Genomic DNA, 16,684 nt, shown 5'->3' with positions numbered 1-16,684 from the left:
CGCCTTTTTCATATTCTTGAAACATATATAGCAGTACATCTATGTCTACTTTAGGTTTTATTGACATAAATAAAGCTCCCTTCATAGTTTTCATTTTTTCAATGTCTACTTTGAAGGGAGCATTTCATTATGTCCCAGCCTCTTTGGTTTATATGTTATACAATTGTTCAAGTTCGTTCTTTATCTTATTTCTAATTTCATCATGTTTATCAGAATCGTAAGCCGTTTCTTCATTAGACCAATTAGAAGCATCATACGCCCACACTGGCATATACCTAACAGATTCATCTTCCCATTCATATCTTTGGAATAAATGTGCATGAAGAAAGTAATCTTTATTACCTAGTATTTCATAATTTACTCTTGTAGGTTTCAATGCTTTCATCATAGCATCACCAACAAAGCTCATATCTAATAAGTAATTTTGTCGCTCTTCTAAAGTAAGATCATTCAATAATCTTACCTCTCTTTTAGGAAGTAATACACAATAACCTGGAAGAAACTGAACATCTCCAAAAACCACATAACTACCTTTTAATTCTTTGATTACCATCCGAATCGTGTCATTTTTGGCTGATTTTATTCTATTTTCTTTCCAGTGCATAAGTTCTCCCCTCTACTGTTTATATATTTTAGATGAAACAACTTTCTCAAGTTACTCTATATTTCATTATTTAAATGCAATTTTTGAGAATGCGTTCATTCGTAATTTCTTTCTTAAATTAACAATATCTATTTTCATAGAATTTGTCCAATTAAGTGTAGACGATTCATTTACTTAGTTATATCTGATAATTACAATAGTATTAATAGATAGTAGGAGGTATAATTAACGTGTTCAATACAACATATAAAGAAATATATAGCATGTTTCCTAATAAACCATACCCAGTACATGATATCTATGAAGACTGTAGAACTATTCTTGCTGACTTGCAAATAGAAATGTTTAATAGAATTAATACACAGCTTTATAAAGCCTGTCATTACAATAAGCCTAGAAAACATCACGAAATGATTAAGAAATTACTAATCGAATTTATTATAGACAACAAAGATAGCAAAATCGTTAGCGCGGAACCATTTGAATTAAACCTAGAAGCTTTTTATGCTATCAAACAAAATTGTAATATTAGTAATAACAATAAACCCTTAGATGAATATATTATTACATATTTTGAGGATTTATTGTCTAATATAAGTAACACATTAACAAATAATAATAGGGCTAATGGAAATAACCCAATAATAAATTACATCTATGTTACTCAAAGAAAAGATGGCATGGTTTGCGTAGTTGGAAAATCACATTTCAAATATGAATTTAAGGGTAATGAATATAAATTAGTTAAAAATCAAGAAGGTGACTTATTTAAGAAGATGGATGAAGATAAAGGTTCCGGAAAAATATTATCTTCATTGTATATAAAAGACAATGAATTAAAAAAACAATATTCTACATGTAGAGAATTTCTAGATGATTATTTATATACAGCATGGATTATTCCTGTTTTGCTGAATGAACATGCAACAAGTCAATTAGAGGAATATTTAGGTAGATATTTAATTAACCAAAACGTACCAATCCTTAATTTACTTTCACATACTTTCAAATAATCAAGTTATATTTAAAGATAGTATTTATGTAAATGGCGGTTTAAAAAGGTATCACCGGAAATGGTAAAAGTTACATCGCTTTTATTTTAGTAAATGATGATTTTTTATTGCCGTATACAACTGAACAAGAACAATAGTATCTCATGGAGGTATTCGAAATAAGAAGCCTTGAAAAATCATTAATACTTTGTTCTCAAATGACTTCCGTAGAATGGCATAAGAAATTAAGTGGAAAAGTCATCGCTTATGCGATTTTAATTTGTGCTGTATCAAAGTCATTTAAAATATTTTTAGAAGTAGAGTCGTTGAGAAAAATTAAATAAAATCACTGGTACTAGTCGAACGATTTATATGGTACTAAAAAAACGCGATTTACATGGTCCCGTAAATCGCGTTTTTATGGTTCTATATAAGCGTCGTATGAAAATTTCTAAGCATTTTGTTTTTTTATTCGAGATTTTAATATAGAAAGATCCTTCAAGTTTCTTTTAGAAATTATATTATCAATAATTTTCTTTTCAGTTCGTGGTGACCAATAAATCTTTAAATTTTCTCTAGCTCGTGTAATTGCAGTATAAAAAATATTGTTAGTGATTTGTTCGTCTAAATCATCAGATATAACAATTTTTACTGAATTAAACTCTAACCCTTGAGCTTTATGTATTGAAATTGCATAACTCACTTGAAAAGGAACTATACTATCAGATGAATCATTATCATCATCATTCAACCCATCACTTTTTTCTACTCTAATCCTAATCACCGAACTATTTTCAGAAGAACTTATTAAATCAATTTCTAACAAAATAATATCAAGTTCATTTATAACTTTATTTATTTCTAAATCAAACAATATATATTCTTCAAAAACATATATTTCAATTATTGACCCTTTTAAATTATTAAAAAGTATTGGTGAGTACTTATTAGTTTCATTAAATAGAATAGGATCACCAACTTTATATTCTTTCACACCCCAAATTACAGAATCATTTTTATTATTTGCTTGTAATAATCTATTAATGTTATTGATACCATATATACCATCGTAATTTAAACAAAGAATAATTTCATCTTTATTGAATTCATTAAATATACTTTCATCTAATCTTGTAGAATATTTATTCATATTAATAATTTCATTTAAATTACTCTTTTTTTCTCTAACAGATTTCCAAAAGTAAAGTAAATCATCATTTTTAGTTCGATACATATTAGTTAGTTCGTTGATTATATTTTTTGGCAAAACATCTTTGGCAATTTCGAACCAATTTCCAAAATCTATCGATTCGATTTGATAATTATCACCGACAATTAATAATAATTCAAATTGCTTGTTTTCAAGAATTCGATTCATGTCCTTATTACTAACTGTACCTGCCTCATCGATTATTAACAAGTCATACTTTTCTTTATCATTATATAAAAATTTAGAAATAGTAGACGTTTTAATGTTAGATAATTTGATTTTTCTTTTAATATTGTCTACTGCAGTATTAGTATTTGCTATGACGATAACATCTTTATCATAGAAAAAATTGCAAATATGGTTTATTAAAGTTGATTTCCCTGTTCCAGCAGCTCCGTATACCATCGATATTTTGCTATTTGAAAACATTCTTAAGAGTATTTCCTTCTTTTCTTTACAATCCAACGATGTATATTCATTATTTAGCCAAAACTCTACTGAATTTGAATAGCCCTCTACGCTTTCATTTGACAATAGTTTAATTGACTTTATTATACTCATAATACTCTGCTCATTTTCATATAAATAATAATTATCACCAAATGAATGTATTTCTCTATTCGGTCGATGCTTATAATACAAATTATTATTATATTTATCGATTAGTTCGTTTACAACACCATACTGCTCAATTTCTTCTTTGATTGTATAAACTTTCTTATTCTTCAAAGTATTCTTTTGAATCTTCCTGACTAATAATTCATATTCTCTCCCTTTGTATTCTATACATTGTAACAAAGTATAGATATTAGGATTATGGCCTTTTAAAGAGGCTGTAAATGGCATTTGATCAAATGGAACACATTTATAATCCAATATAAGGTTAGATAATTTATAACATTTATTCCTAATATAAGGTAACTGTAAACGAATTATCCTATTGTTAAAAACAAATAATAAATACCTAAGAACATTTGCGCCTGATTTATTTGTTAAAATATATCTTCTTGCTAGTCTCAACACATTAAAAATATTAATAACTGCTGATTCGCTATTCACTAAACACTCCAATTCATTAAATTCATCGTCATCTAACAAAACAATATCAAGTAAATGTAAATTAAATTCTTTTAACAATTTCATTAATTTTTTATATTCATTATGATTTGTTTGTAATTTTAAATCGTAATCTAATATTTTAGCAAAATTATTAAATTCACAAGGCCTTATAGATATTTCGTAATCATTTATTATTATTACGTTAGCTTTAATCCCTAAATAACTTATTGTTTGCCTTTCTAATGCGAATTTTACAGCATAATTTGTGTTTATTCTATATTTTGAATAACCAATCAGTCTTTCGTATTTACTAGTTTTATCATTTGCATTTCTAAATGTAATTTCATAATATACTTTATTTTCAATAACAAATGGTTTTGTTTTTTCAATATAATACCTTGAATTATCTACTTCATATTCATTATCAGTGTATTTATTACCTATTAATTGAGATATTGTATGATAATATCCTTTTAAATCACTATCAATATTCAGCGGTACTTTATATAAACTTTGCAATAAATCCATTTCAAAATCTTTCTTTAACTTTTCTTTTAATTCTAACATTAAGTCATAATACTTTATAAATAACCGTTCGGATCTATCTTCATCAAATGTATAATGAGAAACAGATTGCTGAAGTAATTCATGAAAATTTTTAAGCCAATTCAATTTGTAATGCTTCCTAAAATAATCTATTCCCATTTGTATTTCATTATAGATATTTGAAGAACTATTAGTCATATCTTCATTTACACTTTCGAAATAATATTTCATACCAATATGTTCTACGTAGTTTCTTAAATGTGATAAGATACTTTGTGATAAATAACCTAAATCTGATGAGTTATTCTCAATACTTTTACAAATAACTTTATCTATATCATAAATTGCGATATCTATATTTTTCATTTGTTCCCCTTATTAAATTAATATTTTATTTAATAATTCCTGTTTTCGCGCCTTTATTTTTTTATTTTATTAGTTTATTAGTTTGTCTGGAATTGTGTCACAAAAATCCATGTATAATGAATGATCTTACTATCTATAAACAACTACAATCAAATATAGAGTGGAATGTCAACAGTTTTTTAGACACTTTTCATGTGTATATCTTTAAACGCCATTGGCGTTAAATACTGTAATGAAGAATGTGGTCTAAAATTGTTGTACCAATTTACATAATCAAATAATTCTGTTTATAACTGTTCTAAGTTTAAATTTATTTCTAATAATCAAAATTATGTCTGAGATGTTACTAATGTATTTAATATTATTTTTAATATTTAACCTCATCATTTATGATACGCCTCCCCTAATTAGTGATTTTGCTAAAATAAAGTCCAATTTAAATTTTAAATAAATAGACCTCATCATATTTTTAGTAAAATAATAAAAATTTTAAACTGCTAATACTATCTATTATAATGGTTTGGTTTTATAAACAATGTTACAATAAGTATATTATTAGATGGAATAGAGAGGTTAATAATGGTTATTTTTAATTCGAATCAATCTTATGTGATCCATGAAAAAAACAATTCAATACAAATTATCAAAAATAATTGTCAAAAATCATATAGTATTTTAGAGAAAGATGGTAATTTAAACAATAATTATTTCTGTGTTATGAACCATTTATATGTAAATAGCAATAGACAAAATAATTTTAAAGAAAAATTTTTAAATAGATTCAAAAGACTAAATACGGTAACTGGTTATAAAGCTTTAAGGTTTTTAGAACCACACAATGAAAATGAGCACTATATAATATTAACTTTATGGTTAGATAGGCAAGATTTTTATAACTGGCAACATTCTAATCAATACAAAGCAACCCATTTAAACAGAGGCACAAATAAAGGGGTTGACCAACATATAGTAAATAGAAATTTATCTTATAATATACGTTTTGAATTAGCTGATAATTAATGAAATATTTGTTACAAATATATAGGATAGATAAATTATAGGAGTTGATTTTGTGAATATTAATAAGCATTTAAAAGATACTGGATGGACTGAAGAAGAGATTCACAAAAGATTAGATTCAATTTCTGAAGATATTGAAGATATTGAAAAAATTGAAAGTAATGAAGAATTTAAACTTTCAAATGAAAATGATTTAAAAATTGAAGAATAAAAACACTCCTATCTTTTATTTATGGAGTGTTTTTCAAATTAATATTTATTTATAGATTTAAATTTTTCTAAAACATATTTTCTGCTTTCATTATGATTTACGATTGAATTAGGATAGTCTTTATCAAATTCAATATTATATTTTTCATAAAGCTCACTCCGATATAGAGTAGGATTATGTATAAAATGTGTCGGTACTTCTTTAAATAATTCAATTTCAGATTTAATAAAATAGCCATTAGAATCAAATTTTTCACTTTGTCGGATAGGATTAAACATTCTAAAATAAGGCACTGCATCTGTCCCAGTTGATGCCGACCACTGCCATCCATGTACATTAGATGCATTATCATAATCTATCAAATTCTGTCTAAAGTAATTCTCACCCCAAGTCCAATCAATAAATAAATTTTTCGTTAAAAATTGAGATACGATCATTCTCAAGCGATTATGCATATACCCTGTACGATTCAACTTTTTCATTGCAGCATCAACGATTGGATAGCCAGTTTGTCCTTTTTTCCATGCTTCAAAATGTGCTTTATTATAAGACCATTTCATGTTGCGATATTTCTCAGAAAAAGATTTAGTGGCAGCTTCTGGATATTGTGTCATTAACACATAATAAAATTCACGGAATATAACCTCTCTTATAAAACCTTCATAATTTGTTTCATCACTATCGTAACCTTCAAGTAAATCATTTATAATTTCACGAATATCAAGTAGACCATATGCTAAATATTTACCTAATCCACTTACAAAATCCTGCGATACATCGTCAATCAATTTATCATAATGAGCTATGTCACCATTTAAAAATTCACCCCATCTTTTGCGCGCTAACTGTTCTAAATCTTTATTATTTTTAAAATTTAAGTCACTTTGATTTAAACCCTTTTCAGCAATTTGGGCCAAGTGCTTAAATTGATAATTTTTTTTAGGTGTATGTACTAAATCTTTACGATTTGCTTTATAAAAACTAGTAAACACTTTATAAGGCTGTTGCTGTTTATTAAAAGTCTTTGTTGGCTCAAAATAATGATTCACGCGCTGTCCAATTACTGTAACTTGGTGATTTTCAAAAGCCTTTTTTACATGAGGATAGTCATATATTTCTTTGTGATAACTCATAATATCTTTTGCTACTAATACGTGAGATAACGCCAATGTTTCAGCTAATTCACCTAGCTTTTCATATGTGACAATATGAGGTTGTATATCATGCTTATCTAAAGCATTTACAAATCCTTTTACAACTTTATGGTAATAGTCACGTTTTACTTCTGATGCGTCAGTTAAATCTTCTAAAGGTAAGATAAAATACAATTTATCTATCTCATTTTGATGCTTCACTATATATTGAAAAAGTGGATTATCTTTCGTTCTAAAAACTCTGTTAAGTATGACTCCTAAATGCATTTTATTGCCTCCCATTTTGTTTTGTACAAATTCACTTTATAATTGTCCTTTAACTTAAGATTGTGTTTTCAATCATATACCCGTTTTAACTTTTGTATAATTCACTAAAAAATAAAATAAATTTTTATACCTTACATATTATAGGCAACTTCAGGGTATATTATTATCAGAGGTGATTAAATTATGAATAACGAACAATTACAAAATGAAATTGAAAATATATTAAATACATCAAAAATAGGTGTCCTATCTACTGCACATAACAATACACCTAATAGTAGATACATGGTATTTTATAATTATGGACACACACTTTATACTAAGACAAGTATTGAGTCTAAAAAAATTGCTGAATTTAAAGATAATCCCAAAGCTCATGTACTTATAGGTTACGATGAAACGAATAATCATAGTTTTCTGGAAATTGATGCGACTGTTGAAATACTGAAAGATCAAGAGACTATTGATTGGATTTGGAACAAACAAGATAAGTCCTTTTTTGACTCTAAGGATGATCCAAACTTGTGTGTAATTAGAGTAATACCAAAATCCATAAAAATTATGAACGATAAAATATTAGACACACCACAAACCATTACGTTCGATTAGTTAAAAAGGCGCTTAAAATCACATTATTAAAAAGTGATTTTAAGCGTTTTATATACCATTATTAATATCTTCTAACATAGCATCAACTGTAATTTTAGCACTCGTCAGTACAATTGGCACTCCTGCTCCTGGATGAACACTAGCTCCAGCAAAATACAAATTTTTGTAATCTCTGCTCACATTAGGCGGTCTGTAATAGTTACTTTGCGCTAAAGTAGGCATTAAACCAAAGGCTGCTCCAAATTTAGCATTATAATCTCCTTCAAAATCCTTAGGCGTATAAATAATTTCTGTCACAACTTGCTTTTTCAAATCTTCTAACGCTTTAATCGTAGAAAGCTTATTGTAAATAATATCCTTCACTTGTGTGATTGTTGACTCATCAGACCAATCCGTATCACCTGTTTTCAATTCTGAAACGGGCATCAGCACATAAATACCTGTTTGACCTTCTGGCGCTAAAGATTGATCTTCCACGCTAGGAGCGTATACATATATTGATGGATCTTGGGATATTTCCCCGGAAAATATTTCATTGATATTATTATCAAAATCCTTTGAAAATATAACATTATGTAACAAGATATCTTCAGATAAATCTTTATCAACCCCTATGTACATTAAAAAGGCTGAGCAAGAGTAGTCCATATTATCAATTTTCTGTGTCGTATACTTCTTAGGATGATGTTCATTTTTAATTAAAGATGAAGTAGCATATGGAAAATCAGCAGTACAAATTATTTTGTCATACTTTTCTATATGTCCGTTTATTTTTAGTCCCTCCGCACGCTTATACCTACTATCAATGATAATTTCTTCAACGTTTGCGTTGGTATGAATTTGAGTACCTAATTCTTCATTTAGCGTTTGAAGCGCTCTGACAAAGCTATACATACCACCTTTTATAAAGTGAACACCAAACATTAACTCTATCATGGGTATAATTGAATACAATGACGGGCTTCGTTTAGGGTCGATACCTATATATAAAGTTTGAAACGCTAAAATCTTTTGGATTTTTTCATTATCAACATATTTTTCAATTAAATTATCTGCTTTATCAAATGTTTTGAGTTTCATACCTTGATATATAGTAAAAGGATTATAAAAATCCGTAGGTTTCCTAAACGTACGTTCTAGAAAATATTTTCGTGCTATTTCGTATCTTTCGTATATATCTGTTAAAAAGGACATAAAACCATGTGTAGAGTTAGGTTCAATACCTTCAAGCATATCTCTTAATTGAGCAAGATCTGTAGGAACGCGAATTTGATCTGTTTCACTAAAATAAACATCATATATATGTGATAATTGTTTAATTACCAAGTAATCATTCATATTTTTTTGAGCGTAATTAAAAACGTCTCGATAAATCTCAGGCATCATAACGATGGTTGGTCCCATATCAAATGTAAAGCCATCTTGCTTGATCTGATTCATCCTGCCACCTATTTGTTGGTTCTTTTCATATAAATCTACTTGGTGACCGTTTGCAGCTAATCTTGTAGCTGCAGCTAAACCTGAAACACCGCCGCCTATAACTGCAATCTTCATAATGTTTCACTCCTATTATATTTCGCACTAAGTTCACGATAAATTTTCATTTTTTTCAATTTGCTTACATATACTTTCTTATGCAACGTATAGTTTGCCTTCCTTACTTCCACAAGTATTTCATGATAAGCTATCGCAGCTAATTCGATAATGTAACGTACCTCTTCGTCAAAATAATTAATACCGTTTAATGCAATATCATATAACCTAACTGCCTCTGTAGCGTAACTTTCCCACAGTTCTATATAATTTCGCGTAACTCCTTCATAATATATAGAATGTAGATTAACTCGATATTGAGCTAATTTTTCTACACTTAGATAAATTCTTCCATTTTGAAAATCTTCGCCGACATCTCTTAAAATATTAGTTATTTGCATTGCCTTGCCTAAAGCAATCGCAGCTTCTTCAGCTTGCTCGAAATTATTTTCATTTGATGAATTTAATATAGGAATTAACAATTCACCGACAGTACCTGCCACACCATAGCAATAGTCATATAAATCTGAATCAGTTTTCATTTCTTTTAAAACTAAATCTTCCTTCACATATTGAATTAAAGATTCAAAAGGTTTTTTAGGTATTGAATATGTATTCAATGTATTACTTAAAGCATTCATAATAGCTGCATCACTTTGATACGCTTGAATATGATCACAATCGCTATAAATCACATCTAAATCTCTAGATATGCCGTCTAATTGCTCAAGGTCTTTGTACTTATCAATACTGTCATCTATAATTCTGCAAACTGCATAAATAGCCCAAATTGCTTTTTTCCTTTTTAAATCCAAAAAATCAAAGGCATATGAGAACGTTTTTGAATGTTCTTTCATTATATTGTGACAATGGTTATAATCTCTCTCTAATTGATTCATTTATTGGCCTCCTCAGTAAGCATAGAACTTCTTGACATTTGTATAAAAAACTAAGCTATAAATCTATTCTACGGCCTTTCCAATATATACGTTTGAATACATTGATATCTAACCATGATTTTAAAAATATCACGACAAAGCATATGAAGAGCAGTGGATGACATAAACTCGCAACGATATTAAAATTTCCTGTTCTTCGAATAAATATATGAAATTGTATCGCATATATAAAATATAGAGTAATAGCTAATAATATATATAACGAGCCTAAATTAATTGAAAAAATTATCGCTAAAACTGTTGTAAGTGAACCAAATAGCCATAAAAATACAAACGTAAGCGTAGACTTTTTAGTTACTTGAGAGCCAAGTGCAAAGTGTTTACTCCAACCCTCTAATAGCGCTTTATATCCTTGAGAATACATTCTAAAATTCACTACACCTTGGCCTTCATGCAAACTAACTGGCAAACCTTGCTGATTATATGCTTTACTTATTGCAAAACCTTCAATGATTTGATTTTTAGCTTTCAAATGTCCTTGTGTCAATTTATAATCTTGCTTATTTGTCACAAGGACTGGTCCAAACGCGCCTTGCTCATTATTTGCTGATTTCGTGATTGAAAATTGATTCATACCTACGATTGTCATTAAATTAAAAATCGCCGATATATTTTCGTATAGCTTTTTTATCTTGTGATAAGGTTGTATTGATAACAAACCTTTACCACCTTGTAAATCATATTGATTGGCTATATTTTGAATACTATCATCACAAGCAAACTGAACATCAGCATCAACAAACATCAATAAATCATGCGTTGCATATTTGCTACCTTGCCAACAAGCATGTGACTTACCTTGCCATGTAGTATCATTTTCAACAGTATATACGCTCGCACCGTAATATCTAGCAACAACTTGTGTCTCATCAGTTGAACCATCATCCATAACAATTACTTCTATTTCTTGCTCTTTACTTATACTGTTAATTAATTTAGGTAAGTTCTCCGCTTCATTTCTAGCAGGTACAATAACACTGACGGCTGTCTGACCTCTTTCTTTTCCTGAGTTATTTATAATCGCTCGACGCGCATACATACACATTCCACTTATTAGTGATAGCATCGTCAATACTATTGCTATTATATAAAATATCATTTAATCTCCACTACTTTCTCCATTAAGAATAGCTTCTGCTACTTGCATACCACTCAAAGTGACCATAGGCATACCAGCGCCAGGATTTACAGAACCACCTACAAAGTACAAATTTTTGAAGTACTGACTTTTTTTAGGAAATTTAAAACCTTTATTTTTCTTCTTATTGGATACTACGCCATATATAGCTCCTTTATTAGAATTGTATGTATTTTCAATGTCATGTGGCGTCCATATGTCCTCATATACAATGTGCTTTCTCAAATCTTTCAAGCCCATGGACTCTAATTTATCCAATATACGTTCTCGGAATTGCAAATATTCTGCTTCACTAAATGACTTATTCTGAATGTATGGTATGTGTGGCAATATTTTTATATTCTCGTGTCCTTCTGGCGCCTGTGTCTTATCTGTTTTATTTGTATTCACTACATAAATAGTCGGATCTTCAGGCAAAACATACTGGTGAAAAACTTGATCATAATTAACTTTAGAATTACTTGAAAAGAAAAAGTTATGATGTTGAAGCTCTGGATAACTTTTGTCCACACCAAGATGCATGACATAACCTGAACTAGCTGGCTCAAATTTACGTTCCAATTTGTTTATTTGATTTGCATCAAAATTCAATAAATATTTATAAACAGGGATTACTTCCATATTAGATATAATGTAATCTGCATATATTTCCTCATTATTTTCTATTGTAATCCCTGTCACCTTATTTTGACTATTATAATTGATACGTTTTACAGGGGTGTTAAAATGTATGCCCACACCTAATTTTCTCGCTAATTGTTCCATCGCTTCCGCTAAATTATGAATGCCACCATCTACGTACCACAAACCTTCCTCATGTTGCATTTGAGGTAATAAACTCAATACAGCCGGAGCATCATAAGATGAGGAGCCTACATATTTTATGAAATAACCTAGCATTTCTCTTAAATATGGGTTATCCACCCTTTTATTAATGGCCTGTTGCATTGTATGAAAATAATCGAATTGCTTTAAAGCTGAAAACGGACCATGATAACGAATAATTGCAAACATCGTATCTAATCCCTTATCAAAGTAGCTTTTTTCAGCAACTTGATGTATCTTTTGTGCGTAACTAAAAAACGAAGAAAGTTGCTCTATATCTTTATTTGTTAACGATTCATTATTTGTTAATATATCTTCCATGGATTCATATAAATCTAAAATTTGGCCATCTGGATAAACGTTTCTAATCTGTAAACTTAACTTACGAATACTAACATAATCTTCTAGCCTTTCATCACATCGTTGAAATAAGCGTTGAAATACTTTAGGCATGGTTAAAATTGATGGACCGAGATCAAATCCATAGTCATCTATGTCCAACCTATTTACCTTTCCACCGATATGCTTATTTTGTTCATATAAATCCACTTGATAGCCTGCTTGAGCCATACAAATTGCGCTAGCAATCCCTCCCAAGCCACCTCCTATGACAACCACTTTCTTATTTCCCATTTAATCACCTTTTCTTTTTTGTAATTTATTATAAATACGTATTAACTTAGGGCGATTATAGCGCTGAACAATCATACAAGGCACATTAGCTATAATGACATATACGAAATTAATAATTTTAACGCTTTTTGACGCTTTAAAAAACGCAATAACAGGAAATATGGATAGCAAATGAACCATCTCTGCACGTCTAGTTTCTAATATAAATCGCTGTATATCATTCATATTTTTAGATATATCGAAAGTCGCTTTACTACTGATATTAGGGTTAAGATTTTGACCGTCTGGCAAATGATCTTTCCAATATTGCACTTTAACTAATTGTTGCCATAATTGACCCTCTTGTTCAAAATTCCAACTTCGAAAATACTTATTATCCTTTTCTAAGAACTTATAACTAATACGAGTACCAAGTTGAGCTATAATCATTTGAACTATAAACCAATATAGCGCAATATATATAATCTTTTTCATCAATTTAATTCTCAGATTTCTCTGTATAGCTTGGGTTATCTTTATTTAAATACCAATTACCAGCTGTTAAATAAGTAGCAAAAGCGCTCCAAAGCATATATGGAACTAGTAAAATGCCAGCAACTTTTTTTACATTGAAAAATTTCACAGTTGTTGTAACTACTGCGCCCAGTAATACAACACTCTCTATCAACGCACTAAAGCGTAATTTATATTTGAAGTATAATATCGACCATAGATAATTCAGGCTTAATTGCGTGTAATAAGCACCTTTTAAATCCTTACTAGTAGATTTATTAGTCACTAATGCATAAGCTACGCCCATCGTTGTATAAAATATTGGCCACACAATTGGAAAGACATAGCCGGGGGGTGAAAAAGGTGGTCTAACATTATTTTTATAATCTTTTCTCGCGTTTTTCACTGCAAATTTACCTATAAATTTACCACCGATAATTGGTGTTATCACTTTTATGATTGTTTTTATTGTTTCAATTACATTCATATTTATTCTCCTTTTTTAGAGTAACTTGCTTTTATCTCTAGAGGTTGCACATCTCTATTAGTCATGTTATTCTTCTATCAAAAACATTTTCAATATATAATTTAAAGTCTATTCCCATTTAAATATTAATATAGTATTTTATGTAAAAAATAGGCTGATTTTATTTAAATTCATCTTTTTTTGATATATAATATATTTAGGTTGAATGTTTTATATCTGTTATCTATTCAACACATATTTAGAAAATCCTTTTCACCTCACTGATTAGTGGGGTGTTATTTTATTGAAAACTGTTTTTTTAAATTAAAACACTTTAAATAGATTTTTTATATTAAAGTCCGCTAAATAAGTAATTTTCATTTATTTAGTTTTATAAAAAGCGAGCAAGGAATTAATCCTTCAACTCGCTTTCACTTATTATGACAAGAGCTCTAGTCTCTTAATCCTATATTACCTTTTAATAACAACTTTAAACATAGTATTAGCTTAATTTTTTTTATATTTGATCAAAACGTAAGATACTATTCCGCATATAGTCCAATAAAATTTTAAAAATTGTTTTATAAAAAACCTTAAAATTTTTAAGAATGTAATATAGATTTTCATGTATATACCCCCTTGAATATTTACTATGATTCAAAGATATTAAATCTTATCTAAATTCAATTTATTAACTTTATATTCTATTGATTTTAGATGTATATTGTATAAAGTCATAACGTATAAGTGTATTCTTGCTTGCGTTAGTTTATAAATAATCCATGGAAGTGTAGGTTCATATTCATGAATAGCTACTATACATTCATTTTTATTTAGTACTCTACGAAACTCCATTCTCGCTCTACCTTTATTTTTATTTTTTGAAAATCCTCCCCCAGTTATATAGAGAAGTTGCCTATTTACATCTGAACGGGAGTCCGACTTTTCTAATATTAATATAGGGTTCTTTATAGGAAAAAGTGAAATCATGTATCTACCGTTAATGTATTTAGTAGAGATTATTTTATTATTAAGATTATTTAACCATTCCATATAATCATTTGCTATATCTTCTATAGTCATATGAGTAGGTATTCGAAACCTTTGAACAGATTTCACATTTTTTATCGTTTTACTTTTGTTTTTCTTTTTCTTACTCGATGATTCATTTTTTAATGCTAATTTAACACTTTCTTTAAATGTAGTTTTCCCATCGGATATTCCTTCTATATAATTTTTATTATCCATTCTCATATTATGAACTAAACTGTCCATAAGAGGATACACAATTTCTTTCTTTTCACCGCTAATAAGTCTTATCCAGTATTTAGAGAGAATCAAAGGTATAATCGGCAAATTAAACATTGGCATTTTTTTATTTAAAACACTAGCCGTTTGCTTAAATAAATCCTTATATGTCAACTCATCTGGACCACCAACATCAATTGATTCATTTAGTTTAGGCCTTCTTGATACGACTTTAGTAATTGAATTTATGACATCATCAATATAGATAGGATGTGTAATATTATTTGCCCATTTAGGTAACAACAATAATGGTAATCGTTGTGTCAATTTTTTTAAAATTGGATATGAAGAGCCGTTCGATCCAACTATTAAACCTGCTCTAAGTGTACTGACTGGCACTCCATATGAACCAAGTACTTTTTCACATTCTAATCGACTCTCTAAATGTCGAGAAAGATTATCCTCTTTTGGTATTAGACCACTCATATAAATAATGTGCTTAACACCTTCTTTTTTAGCAGCTCTTCCAAAATTATCAGCTAATAAAAAATCCATATCTTCAAATTTAGCTTGTGTAAGCTTAGAATTCGGCATCATTGAATGGACTAAGTAAATAGCAATATCAATATCTTTCATAACATTTTCAACATCAATTAATGAAAATATATCTGCTTTCTTCCAAGTTACATTTTTCTCATCTACTTTATTTTCTATATTTCTTGAAATAGCAATTATTTCATTTTCAACTTTTAATTTTTTCATCAAATTACTTCCAATGTATCCAGAAGCACCTGTTAATAATATACGCGCCATAAAATTCATTCCTTTCAACTTTTAAATTATAGTTCTTACTTTAAATAGTTTGGGTTATTCTTATTAAATCATTGATTTTCTACATATTTATTTTTTTCTCTTTTTCATACTATAGAGTAAATACCCTTTTTAAATATTCGCTAACAAATATTTAGGTAATAGCATTTAAGCTTATAAATTAATTAAAACGATTCCATTTTTGGTTCTGTTGCAAAGTTGAATTTATAGTATAATTTTAACAAAAAGGAGTCTTCTGTATGAACTATTTCAGATATAAACAATTTAACAAGGATGTTATCACTGTAGCCGTTGGCTACTATCTAAGATATGCATTGAGTTATCGTGATATATCTGAAATATTAAGGGAACGTGGTGTAAACGTTCATCATTCAACGGTCTACCGTTGGGTTCAAGAATATGCCCCAATTTTATATCAAATTTGGAAGAAAAAGCATAAAAAAGCTTATTACAAATGGCGTATTGATGAGACGTACATCAAAATAAAAGGAAAATGGAGTTATTTATATCGTGCCATTGAT

14 protein-coding genes and 2 pseudogenes are annotated in these 16,684 nt (G+C 28.7%); 5 read left to right on the top strand and 11 right to left on the bottom strand.

Annotated features, from left to right (window positions below; genetic code table 11):
- Positions 1-148 precede the first annotated feature (148 nt).
- The gene (locus tag JV528_RS12685) at positions 149-604 is read right to left on the bottom strand and encodes an HIT family protein (RefSeq protein ID WP_065315671.1); all 456 of its coding nucleotides are present in this window, start codon (positions 602-604) and stop codon (positions 149-151) included.
- Positions 605-834: 230 nt separating this feature from the next.
- Here JV528_RS12685 and JV528_RS12680 point away from each other — a divergent pair, with 230 nt between their 5' ends.
- The gene (locus JV528_RS12680) at positions 835-1,617 is read left to right on the top strand and encodes a hypothetical protein (protein WP_000483487.1); all 783 of its coding nucleotides are present in this window, start codon (positions 835-837) and stop codon (positions 1,615-1,617) included.
- Between the two features lie 430 nt (positions 1,618-2,047).
- On the opposite strand, the gene JV528_RS12675 is transcribed toward JV528_RS12680, so the two are convergent.
- Positions 2,048-4,777: an ATP-dependent DNA helicase gene (locus tag JV528_RS12675; RefSeq protein ID WP_162665149.1), complete on the bottom strand. Its 2,730-nt coding sequence runs from the start codon at positions 4,775-4,777 to the stop codon at positions 2,048-2,050.
- Positions 4,778-4,956: 179 nt separating this feature from the next.
- A pseudogene (locus JV528_RS12670) lies at positions 4,957-5,052 on the bottom strand (integrase core domain-containing protein); the annotation flags it as partial.
- 304 nt (positions 5,053-5,356) lie between these two features.
- Between JV528_RS12670 and JV528_RS12665 the strand changes: the two are divergent.
- Both JV528_RS12665 and JV528_RS12660 read left to right on the top strand, forming a co-directional pair.
- On the top strand, positions 5,357-5,797 hold the full coding sequence (locus tag JV528_RS12665; RefSeq protein WP_025907129.1) for an antibiotic biosynthesis monooxygenase family protein: 441 nt from the start codon (positions 5,357-5,359) through the stop codon (positions 5,795-5,797).
- Between the two features lie 52 nt (positions 5,798-5,849).
- Positions 5,850-6,008, top strand: coding sequence for a hypothetical protein (locus tag JV528_RS12660; protein ID WP_158491184.1), 159 nt, complete (start codon positions 5,850-5,852; stop codon positions 6,006-6,008).
- A gap of 38 nt (positions 6,009-6,046) precedes the next feature.
- Here the strand turns inward: JV528_RS12660 and JV528_RS12655 are convergent, their stop codons facing one another.
- Positions 6,047-7,429: a cryptochrome/photolyase family protein gene (locus JV528_RS12655; protein WP_164961657.1), complete on the bottom strand. Its 1,383-nt coding sequence runs from the start codon at positions 7,427-7,429 to the stop codon at positions 6,047-6,049.
- 183 nt (positions 7,430-7,612) lie between these two features.
- Here JV528_RS12655 and JV528_RS12650 point away from each other — a divergent pair, with 183 nt between their 5' ends.
- Positions 7,613-8,038, top strand: a complete 426-nt coding sequence (locus JV528_RS12650; RefSeq protein WP_025907133.1) for a pyridoxamine 5'-phosphate oxidase family protein — start codon at positions 7,613-7,615, stop codon at positions 8,036-8,038.
- Between the two features lie 48 nt (positions 8,039-8,086).
- On the opposite strand, the gene JV528_RS12645 is transcribed toward JV528_RS12650, so the two are convergent.
- From JV528_RS12645 to JV528_RS12615, 7 genes are all read right to left on the bottom strand, one after another.
- Positions 8,087-9,592: a phytoene desaturase family protein gene (locus JV528_RS12645; RefSeq protein ID WP_025907135.1), complete on the bottom strand. Its 1,506-nt coding sequence runs from the start codon at positions 9,590-9,592 to the stop codon at positions 8,087-8,089.
- Positions 9,589-10,470 carry a phytoene/squalene synthase family protein gene (locus JV528_RS12640; protein ID WP_025907137.1) on the bottom strand — a complete coding sequence of 294 codons (882 nt, stop codon included), beginning with the start codon at positions 10,468-10,470 and terminating at the stop codon, positions 9,589-9,591. Before JV528_RS12640 ends, JV528_RS12645 begins: the two co-directional genes overlap by 4 nt.
- A 55-nt stretch (positions 10,471-10,525) precedes the next feature.
- Positions 10,526-11,569 (bottom strand): glycosyltransferase family 2 protein, encoded by a 1,044-nt coding sequence (locus JV528_RS12635; RefSeq protein WP_037560297.1) that lies wholly within the window; start codon positions 11,567-11,569, stop codon positions 10,526-10,528.
- A 60-nt stretch (positions 11,570-11,629) separates the two neighbouring features.
- A complete protein-coding gene (locus JV528_RS12630; protein WP_025907141.1) occupies positions 11,630-13,126 on the bottom strand; it encodes a phytoene desaturase family protein in 1,497 nt (498 codons plus the stop codon).
- Positions 13,127-13,600 carry a glycosyl-4,4'-diaponeurosporenoate acyltransferase CrtO family protein gene (locus JV528_RS12625; RefSeq protein ID WP_037560298.1) on the bottom strand — a complete coding sequence of 158 codons (474 nt, stop codon included), beginning with the start codon at positions 13,598-13,600 and terminating at the stop codon, positions 13,127-13,129.
- A 4-nt stretch (positions 13,601-13,604) separates the two neighbouring features.
- Positions 13,605-14,105, bottom strand: coding sequence for a TspO/MBR family protein (locus JV528_RS12620; RefSeq protein ID WP_025907145.1), 501 nt, complete (start codon positions 14,103-14,105; stop codon positions 13,605-13,607).
- A 645-nt stretch (positions 14,106-14,750) separates the two neighbouring features.
- Positions 14,751-16,145, bottom strand: a complete 1,395-nt coding sequence (locus JV528_RS12615) for an NAD(P)H-binding protein (protein ID WP_058611747.1) — start codon at positions 16,143-16,145, stop codon at positions 14,751-14,753.
- Positions 16,146-16,402: 257 nt separating this feature from the next.
- Here JV528_RS12615 and JV528_RS12610 point away from each other — a divergent pair.
- Positions 16,403-16,684 (top strand): annotated as a pseudogene (locus JV528_RS12610) (IS6-like element IS257 family transposase); the annotation flags it as partial.

The organism is Staphylococcus sp. GDB20D11A (assembly GCF_016893255.1).
GTDB lineage: Bacteria > Bacillota > Bacilli > Staphylococcales > Staphylococcaceae > Staphylococcus > Staphylococcus aureus.
The sequence above is the reverse complement of the archived record's forward strand: the minus strand, read 5'-3'. Positions and strand labels throughout refer to the sequence as shown.